16 protein-coding genes and 1 pseudogene are annotated in these 17,384 nt (G+C 53.9%); 2 read left to right on the forward strand and 15 right to left on the reverse strand.

All coding sequences use genetic code 11. From position 1 onward, the window contains the following. Window positions 1-24: 24 nt before the first annotated feature. On the forward strand, window positions 25-2,130 hold the full coding sequence (gene parE, locus V9K95_RS01680) for a DNA topoisomerase IV subunit B (protein WP_307285395.1): 2,106 nt from the start codon (window positions 25-27) through the stop codon (window positions 2,128-2,130). A gap of 186 nt (window positions 2,131-2,316) precedes the next feature. Here the strand turns inward: parE and V9K95_RS01685 are convergent, their stop codons facing one another. The 4 genes from V9K95_RS01685 to yajC are packed head-to-tail and all read right to left on the reverse strand — an operon-like array spanning window position 2,317 to window position 6,242. Next, a complete protein-coding gene (locus V9K95_RS01685) occupies window positions 2,317-3,153 on the reverse strand; it encodes a phytoene/squalene synthase family protein (RefSeq protein WP_336440016.1) in 837 nt (278 codons plus the stop codon). Between the two features lie 27 nt (window positions 3,154-3,180). Beyond that, window positions 3,181-3,570 (reverse strand): Mth938-like domain-containing protein, encoded by a 390-nt coding sequence (locus tag V9K95_RS01690; RefSeq protein ID WP_115052931.1) that lies wholly within the window; start codon window positions 3,568-3,570, stop codon window positions 3,181-3,183. 2 nt (window positions 3,571-3,572) lie between these two features. Further along, window positions 3,573-5,843, reverse strand: a complete 2,271-nt coding sequence (gene secD, locus V9K95_RS01695) for a protein translocase subunit SecD (RefSeq protein ID WP_307285405.1) — start codon at window positions 5,841-5,843, stop codon at window positions 3,573-3,575. A gap of 57 nt (window positions 5,844-5,900) precedes the next feature. Beyond that, window positions 5,901-6,242 carry a preprotein translocase subunit YajC gene (gene yajC / locus V9K95_RS01700; RefSeq protein WP_106663125.1) on the reverse strand — a complete coding sequence of 114 codons (342 nt, stop codon included), beginning with the start codon at window positions 6,240-6,242 and terminating at the stop codon, window positions 5,901-5,903. 149 nt (window positions 6,243-6,391) lie between these two features. Between yajC and V9K95_RS01705 the strand changes: the two genes are divergently transcribed. Next, entirely contained in the window at window positions 6,392-7,264 is an 873-nt protein-coding gene (locus V9K95_RS01705) for an ATP-binding protein (protein WP_336440015.1), read from the forward strand. A gap of 55 nt (window positions 7,265-7,319) precedes the next feature. Here V9K95_RS01705 and V9K95_RS01710 read toward each other — a convergent pair whose 3' ends face one another. From V9K95_RS01710 to V9K95_RS23655, 11 genes and pseudogenes are all read right to left on the reverse strand, one after another. Continuing rightward, window positions 7,320-8,579, reverse strand: a complete 1,260-nt coding sequence (locus V9K95_RS01710) for a M23 family metallopeptidase (protein WP_336440014.1) — start codon at window positions 8,577-8,579, stop codon at window positions 7,320-7,322. Between the two features lie 135 nt (window positions 8,580-8,714). Next, window positions 8,715-9,368, reverse strand: a complete 654-nt coding sequence (locus tag V9K95_RS01715; protein WP_115052927.1) for a protein-L-isoaspartate(D-aspartate) O-methyltransferase — start codon at window positions 9,366-9,368, stop codon at window positions 8,715-8,717. After that, entirely contained in the window at window positions 9,365-10,123 is a 759-nt protein-coding gene (gene surE / locus V9K95_RS01720; RefSeq protein ID WP_336440013.1) for a 5'/3'-nucleotidase SurE, read from the reverse strand. Before surE ends, V9K95_RS01715 begins: the two co-directional genes overlap by 4 nt. A 17-nt stretch (window positions 10,124-10,140) precedes the next feature. Then, a complete protein-coding gene (gene serS, locus V9K95_RS01725) occupies window positions 10,141-11,424 on the reverse strand; it encodes a serine--tRNA ligase (protein ID WP_336440012.1) in 1,284 nt (427 codons plus the stop codon). A 63-nt stretch (window positions 11,425-11,487) separates the two neighbouring features. Next, window positions 11,488-12,303, reverse strand: coding sequence for a twin-arginine translocase subunit TatC (gene tatC, locus V9K95_RS01730; protein ID WP_307285424.1), 816 nt, complete (start codon window positions 12,301-12,303; stop codon window positions 11,488-11,490). Beyond that, window positions 12,300-12,920 (reverse strand): Sec-independent protein translocase protein TatB, encoded by a 621-nt coding sequence (gene tatB / locus V9K95_RS01735; RefSeq protein WP_115052923.1) that lies wholly within the window; start codon window positions 12,918-12,920, stop codon window positions 12,300-12,302. Before tatB ends, tatC begins: the two co-directional genes overlap by 4 nt. 66 nt (window positions 12,921-12,986) lie before the next feature. Then, window positions 12,987-13,214 carry a twin-arginine translocase TatA/TatE family subunit gene (locus V9K95_RS01740; protein WP_115052922.1) on the reverse strand — a complete coding sequence of 76 codons (228 nt, stop codon included), beginning with the start codon at window positions 13,212-13,214 and terminating at the stop codon, window positions 12,987-12,989. Window positions 13,215-13,393: 179 nt separating this feature from the next. Further along, window positions 13,394-14,125: an SMC-Scp complex subunit ScpB gene (gene scpB, locus V9K95_RS01745; protein ID WP_442958524.1), complete on the reverse strand. Its 732-nt coding sequence runs from the start codon at window positions 14,123-14,125 to the stop codon at window positions 13,394-13,396. After that, window positions 14,109-14,951, reverse strand: a complete 843-nt coding sequence (locus tag V9K95_RS01750) for a segregation and condensation protein A (RefSeq protein ID WP_370878827.1) — start codon at window positions 14,949-14,951, stop codon at window positions 14,109-14,111. The genes scpB and V9K95_RS01750 overlap by 17 nt, the downstream gene beginning before the upstream one ends. A gap of 28 nt (window positions 14,952-14,979) precedes the next feature. Then, window positions 14,980-15,999, reverse strand: a complete 1,020-nt coding sequence (gene nagZ / locus V9K95_RS01755) for a beta-N-acetylhexosaminidase (protein ID WP_115052919.1) — start codon at window positions 15,997-15,999, stop codon at window positions 14,980-14,982. A 79-nt stretch (window positions 16,000-16,078) separates the two neighbouring features. Continuing rightward, a pseudogene (locus tag V9K95_RS23655) lies at window positions 16,079-16,555 on the reverse strand (SPOR domain-containing protein); the annotation flags it as partial. Window positions 16,556-17,384 lie beyond the last annotated feature (829 nt).

The following is a 17,384-nucleotide window of genomic DNA, read 5'->3' on the forward strand; positions in this document are numbered from 1 at the left end:
GAAACCATAAAATACTGGCCTGCCATGGATGATACTAACGACCTATTTTCAGCAATCGTGAAGACTGCACGCGAGCGGCAGGAAGCAATAGCACCGGCCCAAAAAACCGAAGCACCTTCACAGGTTGCTGCGGCTTTGCCTGTTACGCCGACCAAGCCAGTTCCGGCTCGCGCTCCTGCGCGTGCCGTTCCGGAAACGAGCGGTAATTATAACGCGTCGGACATTGAGGTTCTCGAAGGTCTAGAGCCGGTTCGGCGTCGCCCCGGCATGTATATCGGTGGCACGGATGAGCGGGCGCTGCATCACCTTTTTGCTGAAGTCATCGACAATTCCATGGATGAGGCCGTTGCCGGTCATGCCAATTTTATTGACATTGATCTGGATGAAAACGGCTATCTGTCAGTAACGGATAATGGTCGTGGTATCCCGGTCGATGCTCACCCGAAGTTCAAGGATAAGTCCGCCCTCGAAGTCATCATGACGACATTGCATGCGGGCGGTAAGTTTGATTCCAAAGTCTATGAAACATCCGGCGGTCTGCATGGTGTCGGCGTATCAGTGGTCAACGCGCTTTCCGACCATCTTGAGGTAGAAGTTGCGCGAAATCGACGCCTTTATCGCCAACGTTTCTCACGCGGCATAGCGCTTGGCCCGCTTGAAGAAGTGGGTGAAGTGCAAAACCGTCGTGGCACGCGCATAACTTTCCATCCGGATGCAGAAATCTTCGGGCAGGAAGCAAAGTTCGATCCCGCGCGCCTGTACAAGATGGCCCGTTCCAAGGCTTATTTGTTCGGCGGCGTTGAGATTCGTTGGAGTTGCGCTCCCTCGCTGCTCGATCCCAAGGATCCGACACCGGACAAAGCAGTTTTCCATTTTCCCGGAGGTCTGAAAGAATATCTGGCCGCTTCGCTGGGCAAGGATTTTCAAGTTACCCGCGAAATGTTTGCGGGTAAGACGGAAAAATCCGGCGGGCATGGATCAATGGAATGGGCGGTTGCCTGGTATGGCGGCGATGGGTTCGTCAACTCCTATTGCAACACCATTCCCACAGGCGAAGGTGGAACGCATGAAGCGGGACTCCGCATCGCCCTCACCCGTGGGTTGAAAGCCTATGCGGAACTGACGAACAACAAGCGGGCATCGATCATCACCACTGACGACGTGATGATTTCATCTGCTGCCATGCTTTCCGTCTTTATTCGCGAACCTGAATTTGTCGGCCAAACCAAGGATAAGCTTGCAACGGTGGAAGCACAGCGCCTTGTCGAAAACGCCATTCGCGACCCGTTCGACCATTGGCTTGCTGCATCGCCGCAAGAAGCATCGAAACTGCTCGATTGGGTGGTGGACCGCGCGGAAGAGCGGGTAAAACGCCGTCAGGAAAAAGAGGTCAACCGTAAATCAGCGGTGAAAAAACTGCGTCTGCCGGGCAAACTGGCTGATTGCAGTCAAACCGGAGCGCTCGGTGCAGAACTCTTTATCGTTGAGGGTGATTCCGCTGGCGGTTCCGCAAAGCAGGCGCGGGATCGTGCGACGCAGGCTGTTCTGCCGTTGCGCGGCAAGATTTTGAATGTTGTCAGCGCCGGCCGGGAAAAAATGACGGCCAACCAGCAGATTAGCGATCTTATACAAGCGCTTGGCTGCGGTACCCGGTCAAAATATCGCGATGAAGATCTGCGCTATGATCGCATCATCATCATGACCGATGCTGACGTTGACGGCGCTCATATCGCATCGCTCTTGATCACATTCTTTTATCAGGAAATGCCCGACCTTATCCGCAATGGCCATTTGTTCCTTGGCGTCCCGCCACTTTACCGCATCGCTCAAGGCGGAACAGTGGCCTATGCGCGCAACGACGCGCATAAGGACGAGTTGATGAAGACGCTTTTCACGGGTCGTGGAAAGATCGAAATCGGCCGGTTCAAGGGACTGGGCGAGATGCGCGCCGATCAGCTCAAAGAAACCACGATGGATCGCAAGAAGCGCACGCTGCTTCGCGTTCAGATTGATGAAGAGTGGGCCAATGAAACGCGCCTTGCAGTCGACGATCTGATGGGAACGCGTCCTGACGCGCGCTTCCGGTTCATTCAGGATCGCGCTGCCTTTGTTGAAGAGCTGGATATTTAGAGCAAGGTGGCATGAGCTTCATGCGTGGTTCGCCCTTCGACAAGCTCAGGAATGCTTACCATGAGGAAGGTGGTTTGGCTGCATAGATAGCTGTGAGTTAGCAGAACTACTCCCTGCAAACTTCAACCTTCCTCATGGTGAGCTTGTCGAATCACGCAGAATAGTCTTGCAGCCAAGTCGAATAATCTAACCTATCGATGCTCTAAACGCCGTCCATTGGCGGCGCAGAGGTGAGATTTCTGCGATCTCGGTCGACGCATTGAAACCCTTCGCTTTCAACCGCTTCAAGTAGACCGGCGTCAGCCAAACGGGCAGGTAAGCGGGGCGCAAAGATTTCGGCAACCCTTCAGAACCTGCCTGAAATTTGGAAAAATGATCCTCAGCCAGCGCGATCATGGCCGCGACAGCACGCTCGGTCGCTTGCCGGTCAGTGCCATCCAGCAGGACCTGCGAGGTACACCCCACAGCGCTAAGTACATCAGCAGGTATATAAACTTGGCCGCGACGGCGGTGTAGCGGCAAACTCCGCAAAAGTCCTGTGATGGCTTGGGCAACACCGGCATGTCCTGCAAGATCGGCATGCTTTGCCGCCTGCTCCGTGTCAAGGATCAGCGATGCAAGCTGGATCATAGCTGAAGCCGTTTCTCCGCAATAACCTTCCAGATCATTTCGGCTCGGCATGGGATCATCGTAAAAGTCAAAAATCCGCGCTTCGCAATAATTGTCGAAAGCCGCATGGGGCAGATTGTATGTTTGAATAGTATCCACAAGGGCGGCGGCAACCGGGTTACCTGCTGCTGCACCATGCTCTGTGCCATTGATCAGATCGCGCCACCATTGCAGCCGCACTTCGCCCGGCAAAGGATCGTGAATCAAATCGCGAATCCGCGCGATTTCGACATTAAACGCGTAAAGAGCCGCTAAAGCGCCCCGCTTGACTTCCGGTGCATATAAGACAGACAGATAGCGATCAGGATCGGCGTCCCGCAGCAACTGGATGCAGTGAGTTTCATTGACATTCATGGGGTGAGATATAGCCGGACCGGAGAATTAATCCACCGCAAACAACGCCGCAGCCACGGCGCGGTTTTCAGCCAAGAGCACGTTATAGGTACGCACCGCCGCGCCGGTGCTCATCGGATCGGATGAAATACGGTGCTTGCGCAATATTTCCCGCAACTCTTCCGGCAAACGGCGCAGTTCTGTACCAGTGCCGACCAGCAGGATTTCAATTTCCGCAGATTGTTCGAGAACTAGGGCCAAATCAGTCGCAGTCGGTACGGGCGGTGTTTTTGGCTCCCAGCCATGTATCCCGGAAGGAAGGCACAGGATCGAGCCGCGATGTGACATATCGGCAAACCGAAAACCGCCATTGCCATAAGCGTCAATGGGTGCGCGCCCTGGAAAATGCGCATCCCTAATCTCTATGCCTTTTGCCACTTTTAAATCCTGCTTTCGTCGGTAATTGGCGCAGGATGCTGCTCATCCATGACGTCGCGGCCCTTCAGCCCGAAGAGCATCAATAGCGGGCCAGCAACGAAGATCGAGGAGTATGTCGCAACAATAATGCCCACACCGATGGTCAACGCGAAGGAACGCACGTCATCGCCGCCATAGAGGTAAAGCACAATGAGGGCCAGAAAGGTCGCCAGAGACGTGAGAATGGTACGTGATAGCGTTTGATTAATAGACGCATCCAATATGCTGGACAGCGAAACATTGCTGCCATATTTGCGCAAATTCTCGCGTACCCGATCATAAATGACCACTGTATCGTTCAGCGAATAGCCAACAATCGCCAGCAAGGCGGCAATGCTCCAGAGATTGAATTCCATCTTGAAGACAATGAACATCAAAAGCAGAAGCAGCACATCGTGGATCGTTGCGAGAATAGCACCGAGAGCAAAGTGCCACTCAAATCGGAACCAGACATAGGCAAAGATCAAGACGAGGCAAAGGCCCACAGCCAAAATGCCTGCTTGAGACAATTCCGATGATACGGACGGCCCAATGACGTCTACCCGTGGAAGATTATACTCGTCCTGAAACTCGCCGCGGATTTTGACGCCCACGGTCTGTTCCGCATCTTCGCCCTCGCCCTGACTTCCCACAGTAATCAACGCCCGGTCGTCGGATTTGAAGCGTTCGATCTTCACGTCACCGATATTGAGTTCATCGAGGCGGCTGTAGACGTCATCAAGATCGATTGCACCTTCCGACGATTGCATTTCGACCATCGTTCCACCCTTGAAATCAATGCCGAAATTCATCCCGATGATCAGGAAAAGCGCAATCGCTGCAATGCTTGAAAGGGCGGAAAAGCCCAGCGTCAAACTCCGCAGCTTCATGAAGGCGATCTTGGTATTGTAAGGAACAAGCTTGAGCAGCGCGCCAGGTACTTCTTTTGGCTTGGAGCGTTGCACCCAAACCGAAACAAGCAATCGGGTCAAAGTGAACGTGGTGAACAATGTCGTGACAATGCCGATGGTAACCGTCAGCGCAAATCCATGCACGGGGCCGCTGCCAAGTGTGAAGAGGACCAGAGCTGCGATCAATGTCGTGACATTGGCATCGACAATAGTCGCAAGAGCACGGGCGAAGCCCGAATCTATAGCCTGGATAACCGAGAAACCAGCCCGCCTGTCCTCGCGAATACGCTCATAAATAAGTACATTGGAATCGACAGCCATTCCGATGGTGAGAACGATACCGGCAACGCCGGCAAGCGTGAGCGGCGCACCGAACAATGTCAGGACGGCCAAGATGAGAATGACGTTCACAACCAGAGCAATGCTGGCGATCACACCCAGCAACCCATAAGTCAAAAGCATGAACAGGATAACCAATGCTGCACCAACAAGGGCAGCGATTTTCCCGTAGGAGACGGAGGCAGCACCAAGGTCAGTACCCACGGTGCGCTCTTCAATGACAGTTACACTGGCAGGCAGCGAACCGGCGCGCATGACGAGTGCGAGATTGCTGGCACCTGAAAGATCAAAATTTCCGGCAATTTGCCCCGTATTTCCGGGTATCGCTTCCTGAATAACAGGAGCCGAGAGAACCTGATTATCGAGAACAATGGCGAATGACTGTCCGATACCGGCTTTTGTCGCCTTGGAGAAGCGATCCGCACCGACACTGTCGAGGTGGAATGTAATCACCGGCTGCTGCGTGGCCGTGTCAATTCCCGCTTGTGCATCGACAAAATTCTCGTTGGTAACGAGCGGCTCTTTTTTGACGAGATAGGCAACAGGCGGATCGTCAAAAGAGTAGACTACCTCATCGCCTTCGGGCGGCGTGCCGTCTATCGCCTGCTGCACGGGCACGGAAGAATCGACCATGCGGAAACTTAATTCGCCTGTGAGACTTAGAATGTCCTTGAGTAGCTGGGAATCGTAAAGACCAGGCACTTCAATCAACACCCGGCCATTGCGTTCAGTCACAACATGCGGGTTGGCGTAGCCAAGCTCGCTGAGACGGCGCGTAAGAACTGCAACGGTGGCATCGGTATCAGGCAGATGTTCTTTATCCACCTGCAGGCGCATGCGTGAGCCGCCTTCAAGATCAAGCCCGAGAGCAAGCTGTTTCTTGGGTAGCCAGTCCGGCAAACTGTCCAGCTGGCTCTGCGTAAAGGCATTGGGAAGCGAAAGTATCAGTCCGGCAAGGACCACAGTCCAGATGAGAACAGTCTTCCAGCGGCTAAAGTAAAGCATACGGTCGCAACCTCAAGAATCAGAAGGGCGGCTCCAGGGCCGCCCATCACTTAAGCTTTATTTCTTGTTGTCGGCAACCGGTTCGCCTTTAACGCGAACATCTGCAACCATGCCACGAAGAACACGAGCCTTTACGCCATCACCGATTTCAACGTCGAGCTCACCAGTGTCTTCATAAACTTTCGTAACCTTGGCGATAAAACCACCACCGGTAATAATGGTGTCGCCGCGGCGAATATTCTTCAGCTGCTCTTCACGCTTCTTCGCGGCTGTACGCTGCGGGCGGATGATCAGGAAATACATGATCACGAAGATCAAAATGAAGGGAAGAATGCTCATCAGCATTTCCGGAGCGCCACCGGCACCCGTTGCCTGTGCATATGCGGGAGTTACGAACATAGAACCTCCAGATAGATCAAATTTGAAACAGTCAGAACCAGCGCAATACAATGTTTAAGCTGGCAAAAGCAACAGTACAAAACCACCACGACTGCTTTTCCATTATCAGTCAACATGATAGTGACGTTCAAACTGAAGAATGTAAGGGCATGTCTGGTATGACTGAGGAATTACTGAGCGAAAAACTTGACCGTTTGATTGCTGTGCTAGAGCGCATGGCGCCGCCAACCCCGCAGCCTGTCAATCTGGAAATTGCCGATTGTTTTGTATGGAACCCTTCCCGTCTCGGTTTCGATCCCGTCAATAAGGTCAATCGCGTCGACATTTCCTTGATCAGAGGTGTTGATACGGTTCGCGACATTCTCTTTGATAATACCAAACGGTTTGCCGATGGCATGCAGGCAAATAATGTTCTGCTTTGGGGTGCGCGTGGCATGGGCAAGTCTTCGCTTGTGAAAGCCGTGCACGCTTCGGTAAATGCTGAAGCTCCGGCCATCGCTCACCCGCTCAAACTCATTGAAATTCACCGCGAAGACATTGATAGCCTGCCAGCCTTGATGGGCATCATCAAGAATACGCCCTACCTGTTTATCCTGTTCTGCGATGATCTTTCTTTCGACCATGATGATACGTCGTACAAATCATTGAAAGCCGCGCTCGAGGGCGGTGTCGAAGGCCGCCCGGACAATGTGATTTTTTATGCGACATCGAACCGCCGCCATCTGCTCCCGCGGGATATGATCGAGAACGAGCGTTCAACAGCCATCAATCCATCGGAAGCCGTAGAAGAAAAGGTGTCTCTATCGGACCGCTTTGGTCTTTGGCTTGGATTTCACAAGTGTAGCCAAGATGATTATCTTGCAATGATCGACGGCTACGCCGCACATTTTGATCTGGCTATGGAAAAAGATCAGCTTCATGCGCAGGCACTTGAATGGTCAACCACGCGTGGCGCGCGCTCCGGTCGCGTTGCGTGGCAGTTCATACAGGATCTTGCCGGGCGCCTTGGCAAAAAGCTTTAAAATAAAAAAGCCCGTATCGAAACAATACGGGCTTTTTTGGAAATCAATGAACTGACTATAGTTCGAGATATTTTGTAGGATCGACAGGCGTCGAATTCTTGCGAACTTCGAAGTGAAGCTTCGGCGTTGTAGCATTGCCAGTCATGCCGGATGCGCCCAGCTCTTCGCCACGCTTGACCTTCTGGCCGCGCTGAACGTTCAGCTTGCTCGCATTGCCGTAAACGGTGACCAAGCCATTATCGTGGCGGACCAGAACCGTATTGCCGAATTCCTTCAGTCCATCGCCCGAATAGATCACGACACCGCTTTCGGCGGCCTTGATTGGGGTGCCTTCCGGAACCGAAATGTCTATGCCGTCACTACCTTTGCCGTAATTGGCGACAACGCGGCCACGCACAGGCCAGCGCAATTGCGATGCACCCGAAGCCGATGGAATTGATGCGACTTCCTTCTCCGCTTCGCCTGCAGCCTTTTCACTCGCTTGCGGCGGGGTATAGGGCTTGGCTTCCGATCCGGCGGCGGCTGTAGCAGGCGCAGGCGCAGCAGGTACGCTTGCAACAACCTTAGGCTGTTCGACAGGCGGTGTAGCAGCAGTTTTCACCTGGTCAGTGCCGCCCTTGGGCTTCATCGTATTGGCAACATTTTGTGCCAGCGATGAATTGGACGGCGGAATGATCAGCGATTGCCCGAGACGGACTGTTCCGTCCTGCATATTATTGGCTTGCTTGATCGCATCGACATTCGCGCCTGTCTTGCGCGAAATGGCATGAAGCGTATCGCCGGATTGAACCTTATAGGTGCCGCTTACCGTTGAAGTCGCGATGGGTTTTGCTGCGGCCTGCGCCGGCGCAGTAGCGGCAGGCATTCTGGCTTCGCGTCCATCTGGTGTCTTCAAAGTTGCAGACCCTGCGGGCGCTGTCTGCATGGGTGCCGCCATGGCGACCTGCTGCTGACGTACTGGCGCATTGTTCGCAACGGGAGCGAGAGCCGGGCGCGAAGGCTGCGAGGAAACCGGCGGCAATGAAGAAGCGCTTTGGCTGCCAACGGGCGGCAGACTACCGCGCTGAACACCGCCCGATGAGCGGATCGGCGCATTATTGACCGAAGCAGTGTAGGTTGAATCGACCGGCGCCACCGAACCACTGTTCTGGGTCTGCATGATCGATCTCTGGTTATCACTGTAACCAGAGCTGAAATCTGCACTGGAGAAACGTGACACCCCGGAGCTGCAACCGGCAGCAATGCCGGCAACTGTGAGAATGGCGGCATTGAGAGCCAACCGCCGTGACGCTTTGTCTAGTGTACTCAAACGCATCGCTTAATCCCGCCCGTACTCATACAAGAATATTAGACGCATTAGATCGCGTTAATGTTACCCGACCGTTAAAACTTTCGAAAATTTGCAAAAAATTCACCAAGCTCGTAAACGCTTGGCTCGGTCGCAGTCAGGTTAAAGCGCCGAGGAAACCCCTTCGGCCAAGGGCAGGAACCTTACGCGCATCAACTCCTGCTGGTCAAAACGGCTGCCAATCTTTGTTAGACGTGCAACTGTCTGCTCCCCGTCAACAGGGCCGATAGGCGCCACCAGAATACCGTTGGACGAAAGGAGATCGACAAAATGCCTTGGCATAGCGTCGAACGCAGACCAGACGATGATCCGGTCAAAGGGGCCATCGCTTGCGAGCCCCAACCGGCCGTCTGCATGTTTGATAATACAGTTTTCAATTTTCAAAGCCTGAAGACGCTGCTGCGCAAGCTCAACCAGTGTGCGATAGCGTTCAAGTGATAGGACACGTCCTGAAAGCCGGGCCATGACTGCGGCGGTAAAACCGGAACCCGTTCCAATTTCCAAAACCCGGTGCGATGGTTCCAGCTCGAGCGCCTTGATCAACTGAGCCTGGAGGTCCAGGCCTTCAATGAATTCTCCGCACTCAATAGGCAATACACCCTTACTATAAGCGACATTGCCAAGGTTACCGCTCACGAAACTCATGCGAGGCGTGGCTTCAAGAGCGCTCATCAATCTCTGGTCGCTTAGGCCCAACCTGCGCATACGCAGCACAAAAGCCGCAAAACCTTCACGCTCGGACATGGCCGGTTTCATATAAATGTTTCCTCAAGAACGGCTCGCATCTCATGCGCGGTCAGATCAAGCTGCAATGGCGTAATGGAAATGTAGTTGTTGCGGATCGCAGCGACATCGCTGTTTTCGGCAGGCACATCCTTACCCCGTCCATATCGAAGCCAGTAATAGGGCAAACCGCGCCCATCGTGACGCTCTTCAATCGTCAACCCGTGCGAAAGCTTTCCCTGTACCGTCACGCGGGTGCCTGCGATCTCGGAAGCCTGGCAACTGGGGAAATTGATGTTGACGAGAACGCCCTTGTTCAATTCAACACCAAGCACTTTTCGAAGCACATCCGGAGCGCGCTCTTCCACAATCTCCCATGGCAGGACGCGAGCGCCACCGTTGAGATTATACTCTTGTGATAAAGCGATGGATTTGATCCCCAGCAAAGTGCCTTCAATGGCTGCGGCGATCGTACCCGAATAAGTTACGTCATCTGCAGTATTTGATCCGGAGTTGACGCCGGAAAGCACAAGATCAGGTGGCTCGGGCATCACATGCTTGACGCCCATGATGACGCAATCGGTCGGCGTGCCGCTCACTGCAAAATGGCGGTCATCAATCTTGCGCAGCCGTAATGGGTTGGAAAGCGTCAGCGAGTGAGCAAGTCCACTCTGGTCCGTCTCAGGCGCAATGACCCAAACATCGTCAGAAAGCTGGCGGGCGACACGTTCAAGAACACTCAGACCTTCCGCATGAATTCCGTCATCGTTGGTCAAGAGAATCCGCATCGCCCTACCCCGTTTGTTTAAGCCGCTTTTTCGATCCGTGTCAGCCCACCCATATAAGGCACAAGTGCTTGAGGAACTGTAACGCTGCCGTCTTCATTCTGATAATTTTCGACAACTGCAATCAAAGCGCGGCCAACAGCAGTGCCCGAACCATTCAATGTGTGGACAAAACGCGTGGATTTCTCGCCCTCTGGCCGGTAACGGGCATTCATCCGCCGGCCTTGAAAATCACCGCAAACAGAACAGCTTGAAATTTCGCGGTAAGATTTCTGTCCCGGAAGCCAAACTTCCAGATCGTAGGTCTTTTGCGCACCGAACCCCATATCGCCGGTGCAAAGCGTCATGGTGCGGAATGACAGATCAAGGCGCTTAAGCACCTCTTCCGCGCAGGCAGTCATGCGTTCATGCTCTTCGACAGCGCGTTCCGCATCGGTGATCGAAACCAGTTCCACCTTCATGAATTGGTGCTGGCGCAGCATGCCGCGCGTATCGCGTCCAGCGGAACCTGCCTCGGAACGGAAACAAGCGGTCAGCGCGGTCATACGGATTGGCAGATCACGAATATCGAGAATCTCGTCGCGCACCAGATTGGTCAGCGGCACCTCGGCAGTGGGGATGAGATAGCGGCCGTCAGTGGTCTTGAAGAGATCTTCGGCAAATTTCGGCAATTGCCCGGTGCCATAAAGCGTATCGTCATTGACCAATAGCGGCGGATTGACCTCCATATAGCCGTGCTCCGTCGTGTGCATGTCCAACATGAACTGACCAAGAGCCCGTTCCAGCCGCGCAAGCTGGCTCTTCAATACGGTAAAACGGCTGCCGGACAGGCGCGCAGCCCGCTCGAAATCCATATATCCCAGCTTCTCGCCTATTTCGAAATGTTCTTTCGGTTCAAACGAAAAGTTCTTCAGATGGCCGACGCGGCGCGTTTCCACATTGCCGCTTTCATCCTTGCCCAGAGGCACACTATCCAGCGGAATATTGGGCAGCACTTCAAGCGCCTCATTGAGCGCGCGCTCTAGCTGGCGCTCTTCCTCTTCGGCGGAAGTTAGTGCTTGCTTGATGTCGGCGACTTCCGCCTTCAACTGATCGGCCGCTACCTGATCTTTGGCGGCCATCGCCTTGCCAATTTCCTTGGAAGCGGCATTGCGACGCTCCTGCAGTCCTTGAGATTTTGCAATGGATTGCCGCCGCTTTTCGTCTAGCTCTATCAAGCGCGACGAAATCGGCTCCATTCCGCGCTTGGCCATTGCGGCGTCGAAAGCCTGCGGATTCTGGACGATCCATTTAATGTCATGCATGAGAGTAAAGCCGTACTGGAATAATTATATCTTATGGGGCGAACCCCGGCGAACTGGAGAGTGTCAGGACGAGATTTCGCTCGACTGTGCTTCTGTCTCAGCCGCACGCTTTTTCTCGATCAGACGCGCCATCCAGATGGAAATCTCGTAGAGAAGGATGGTGGGAAGCGCAAGACCGATCTGGCTGACAGGATCGGGCGGCGTGATCACCGCGGCAACGATGAAAGCAATCACAATCGCATATTTGCGCTTTGATCTGAGACCTTCATAGCCGACCAACCCAACCCGGGCCAAAAGGGTTGTCACGACCGGCAATTGAAAAACGAGTCCGAACGCGAATATCAGCGTCATGATAAGGCTGAGATATTCGGAAACCTTGGGCAGCAAGGAAATTTGCACTTCACCGGCCCCGCCGGTCTGCTGCATGGCAAGGAAAAACCACATAACCATCGGAGTGAAGAAAAAGTAGACCAGAGCGCCGCCCATGAGAAACAGAATTGGCGAGGCGATCAAAAACGGCAAGAAGGCCATGCGCTCATTCTTGTAGAGCCCGGGCGCAACAAATTTATAAATCTGGGAAGCAATAACAGGGAAGGCAATGACGATACCGCCAAACATGGCAATCTTGACCTGCGTGAAGAAAAACTCCTGTGGCGCGGTGTAAATCAGCTGCGCCTTTGCCGGATCAAATCCTGCCCAGCCCACTGCCCATTGATAGGGAATAACCAGCAGGTTGAAAAGCTGCTTGCCAAAATGGAAGCACCCCAGGAACGCGACGAAAAAAGCCAGCAGAGCCCAGATAAGACGACGGCGCAGCTCAATCAGATGCTCTATCAGCGGCGCTGAACTCTTGTCGATTTCATCGTCGGTATTGCTCAAGATTTCGTCCCCGTATCACTGCTCTTGGCACGTGGCTTAGCCGTCTTTTTGACCGGCGCTGCGGCTGCTTTGGCAGCAGTCTGTTTTGTGACAGTCTGTTTTGTTGTGCCTGGCTTAACAGCGACTGCCTTTGCAGGCCCCGCGCTGGCGGGTTTAGCGGTCGTCGTGGTTTTGGGGGCTGCCTTTGGCTTGGCCGCAGCCCTCGGCTTTTTCTTTGGCTCGTCAACAGGCGGCAATGGCTCCATCACCACAGGTTGCGCCTGCGTGGCACCAGGCGCTGATGGGTCGGGAATGGCCACATTATCCTTCGCCGTATCCGTCGCATCTTTCAATGTAGAGCGTATTTCCTCGCCTATTGTTCTGACGGGATCGAATACTTTGCGTATGTCATTGCGCGGGTCGAGGCTCTTTGCATCATTTATAATGCCACGAACATCATCAAGTTCGGCTTCTTTCAGAGCTTCATCAAACTGCTTGCGAAACTCACCTGCAGTTGCCCGAAACTTAGTCGTCGCTTTGCCGAACGCACGCAGCATTTTGGGCAAGTCTTTCGGACCTACAACCACAATCAGAACGACCGCGATGACCAGTATTTCCGACCAACCAACATCAAACATTTATCATGCTCCAGCCACAACGCGGCCATTCAGCCACGCGCAGGGCAAGGCTCCCGCCCTTACCGTTCAAGACTTCTTGGTCTTTTCCTTGACTGAATTCACTGGCTCACTTGTCGTGTTGTCAATGGTCTTGGAATTATTGGCGTCCGCAGCATCTTCGTCGCTCATGCCGCTTTTGAAGTTCTTGATACCCTTGGCAACATCGCCCATCAGCTCAGGAATTTTGCCGCGTCCGAAGAGAAGCAACACGACCGCAAGCACGATAAGCCAGTGCCAGATTGAAAAACTACCCATTTTACCCTCACATTCGCCCAGTGGTTTGAGCTGATCTAAGCTTTTTCCCCGTGCTTTTCAAACACAAGTCGCTTTTGTTCTTTCACATTCGCGTAAACCCAGCGCAAGCCCGAATTGATTTGCGAGGTACGAATTTTGCCTTAAGGGACTATCCGCCGCAAATGTGGCGAGAAATAATGTCACTCCTGCTCAACCTTAGGTGTCAAAAGGCCCAGTTCTTCCAGATCGATATCTGTCAAAGGATCTTCATCCTCGGTCAGTTCGTCCGGATCGTTGAAAGGCACAGGAATTGCAAAATTGGTTGGCATGCGGGCGGAAAGCAGCCCTGCCCCGCGCAGCTCATCTATGCCGGGCAGATCGCGTACTTCCTGTAACCCGAAGTGATCGAGGAACGAGGCTGTTGTTCCATAAGTTATGGGGCGACCGGGCGTGCGGCGACGCCCCCGGAATTTGATCCAGCCCGTTTCCATCAGCACATCAAGCGTGCCCTTGGAGGTTTCAACACCGCGAATATCTTCGAGTTCCGCACGCGTTACCGGCTGGTGATAGGCAATGATAGCAAGCACTTCGAGAGCTGCCCGCGACAATTTCTTGAGCTGTACAGCCTCGCGATTCATCAGGAATGCAAGATCTGCGGCAGTGCGGAATGCCCACGCACCACCAACCTGCCGCAGATTTATACCGCGATTGGAGTATATTTCCTGCAACTCTCCCAGCAACATCGCAACGTCAACATCCGATGGCAGGCGCTCTTTGAGGGCTTTTTCTGTTACAGGCTGCGCCGATGCAAACAGGATCGCCTCAACCATTCGCAACGCGTCTGATGTTTTGACTGCCGTATTCCAGTTGTCCTCAGCCTCTTGCCTGTCAATTTTGACATCGTCAGTTGCAGGATCAGCCATTGACCACATCCTTCATTGGTTCTTCCGGCCGGTTGCGGAGGTAGATCGGTTTGAAAGCGCCCGTCTGGCGGATTTCCAGATGTCCCTCGCGGACCATTTCAAGACTTGCAGCAAAAGAACTTGCTATTGCCGAAGCACGTTCTGCCGGAGTCGTAATAAATTCCAGCAAATATTGGTCCAGCGCGGTCCAGTCTTTCATCTCGCCAACGAGACGCATCAATATTTCCCGAGCATCCTTGAGCGACCAGACGGAACGCCGCGCAATCTGCACATGCGAGGTCGCGCGCTTTTGCCTTTGTGAGGCATAGGCAGTCAGAAGCTCATATAGCGTCGCTGAGTAAGCATTTGTCTGATCAACAATAACAGCTTCCGGCATGCCACGGGGAAAGACATCGCGGCCAAGACGATTGCAGTTGATAAGCTTCATCGCCGCGTCGCGCATTGCCTCAAGCCGTTTCAGCCTGAATTGCAAAGTGGCGGCCAGTTCTTCGCCGCTTTCACCTTCTTCGCCTGGAGCTTTCGGGATGAGCAGCTTCGATTTCAAATATGTTAGCCAGGCGGCCATGACCAGATAATCAGCCGCCAGTTCAAGGCGAAGGGCCTGTGCCTGCCGGATAAACACGAGATATTGTTCAACAAGGGCAACAACAGAGATTCGCGCCAGATCGACACGCTGATTTCGCGCAAGATGCAGCAAAAGATCAAGCGGCCCCTCAAACCCTTGAATGTCGATGACAAGGGAAGGCTCGCTGGCAGCGCGATCAACCTGGCTCTCCCAAAGCGCCTCCATTGGAGCTGCTTTGTTGCCATTCATGTTTTTTTCGCTAACTGCCAAACCTGTCTCGCTTCCCTGTTATCGCACTTTATGCAACCGCCTCGAACATGCTGCGGAATTCGTCCCTGAGCTCTTCTTCACTGGAAGCGTCGGGTTTCCGTTTGTATTTTATGGCCTTTACCGCCCGTTCAAGTGCCTTGCCTTGCAGCTCCGGAGTGCATGAGGCAACCGCCGTCATTTGCTCCATAATCCCGTGACAATGAAGCACCATATCCAATCCTGCCGCAAAGATTGCTTTGGTTCGGTCGAAGTAATCCCCAGAAAGTGCATTCATGGAGACGTCATCGCTCATCAAAAGCCCGTCAAAGCCTATATAGTCACGGATAATCTCTTCGACCACCTTACCAGACGTCGTAGCCGGATATTTAGGGTCGACTGCCGAAAAGATCACATGAGCGCTCATGGCCATTGGCAGATGCGATAGCGCTTTGAAGGGCGCAAAATCATGCTCAGCCAGTTCATCCAGCCCGGTCGCAACGGTCGGTAGCTCGTGATGCGTATCAGCAAAGGCCCTGCCGTGACCGGGAATATGTTTCATGACCGGCAGCATACCGCCCGCCAGCAATCCTTCTGCTGCCGCACTGCCCATGGCTGTTACAATGTCCGGATGCTTGCCATAGGCGCGCGTACCGATCACATCATTGGCACCTTCCACCGGCACGTCCAGCACTGGCAGGCAATCCACGTCAATGCCAAGCTTCAATAGATCAAACGCATGCAGGCGGGACAAAAGCCAAGCCGCCCGCAGCCCCTTCTCCTCATTTTCGCGGTAGAGAGCGCCCAGCGCCGAACCCGATGGATAATCAGGGGCCAATGGCGGGCGTAAACGTTGCACACGTCCACCCTCCTGGTCGATTAGCACAGGCGCATCATTGCGCCCGACCAGATCACGCAAATGCGCGCACAAATCTTCGATCTGTGCAGCTTCGCTCACATTGCGTGCAAAAAGAATAAAACCCCAAGGACGTTCATCGCGAAAAAACGCAATCTCATCCGGAGTCAGTTTCAGGCCGGTGGTACCGGCAATCCATGCTTTTGATTCGCTCATATTGGGAGTCTACTGCTTCAATGCACAAAAAGAAAAGGCGGCCACTGGCCGCCTTTTCTCTTATTTTTGTCTGTTCGGTCTATTGCGTCACAAAGCAGCTTCCGCCTGCGGATTTGTACTTGGAGCACAAATTCACCGCGTCGCTCTTCGAGCCGGCAGGGATACGTACACGATAGAATGTGCCCTTTCCTGCAATCTCGGCCTGCTTGATATCGACACCGCGTCCGCCAATAACGCCCGCATGTTTCTGCGACAGCGATGCATAGGTCTTCTGCGCACCCTCAACGCTTGGCTGCGAAGCAACCTGGATGAAATAGCTTCCAGCAGCAGGTGCAGCCGAAGCCACCTGTTGTGCAGGAGCATTTTTGGCTGGCACGCGATCAACAATATCGAGCGGCTGTTCCGCAGGACGCGACTCCACCACGGGAACGTTTTTCGGCGCAACCGAGGCGACTGTGTCCTGTGTGATCTTCTTCGTTTCTACCGGCTTGGCCGCAACTTGAGCTTTTGGAGCAGCAGGTGCCGCAGCGGCTGGCGCTTCTGGCGCAAGCGCTGGTTCCGGCTCAACCGGATCTCCTCCTGCAAGTGCAGCAACAGGATCATCCGCTGAGACAGGCCCCGTTGCTGTGTTGCCGGGACGTTCCACGGGAGCAGCGGCGGCACCAGTGCCTGCCGGCGGCGCGTCAGGAGTAATGGAGGCAACCATCGTTCCGTCCGGCTTGACGACCATTGTCTGAACCTTACGCGGTGCAAGTGCACCATTGCGTTCCGGAGCTGGCTCATTTGCCGCCAGATCTTGATCCGCAGGGTCGATACGCGCATCAACCTTGTCGGCGATTGGCACTTCATCGTCTTCATCGGCTGCAAGATCAACAGGATCCTGGCGCGTTGTTACCAATTGCTCCTGTTTAGGCGTTACCGGAGCAGCGGTTGCGTCCTTATCGAAAACAGCCTTGTCCTGATTGGGAACGACAGCGCTCGCCGTTGCTTCTGGCTGAACCTTCATCGGCGTCTTATCGGCCATGATGACCACGGGTTCACCACCCGTCGAGCCAGTCCACTTATATGCGAGCGCACCCGCAACAGCGACCAGAACCACAGCAGCAGCCACACCCGGAACGAACAGAGGATTACGGCGCGGCCTGTTTTCGTTCTGCGCATAGGCTCCAGCAGCAATGTCGACATCATCCTGACGCGGATCATAACCGAAATTAGCATCGTCCTCAGGACCGTGCTGATAACGGGCCGAGGCAGCAGGAGCCTGCAATGCTGCTCCGGCTATACCTGCCGCAGCGACACCGGCAGCCGCATAGCCAGCTTCATTGTAACGGCTTTGTTCGGCTTCATTGCCAAAGACATCGGCATAGATTTCAGCAAACTCGTCC

The organism is Phyllobacterium sp. CCNWLW183, assembly GCF_037203775.1.
Lineage (GTDB): Bacteria > Pseudomonadota > Alphaproteobacteria > Rhizobiales > Rhizobiaceae > Phyllobacterium > Phyllobacterium ifriqiyense.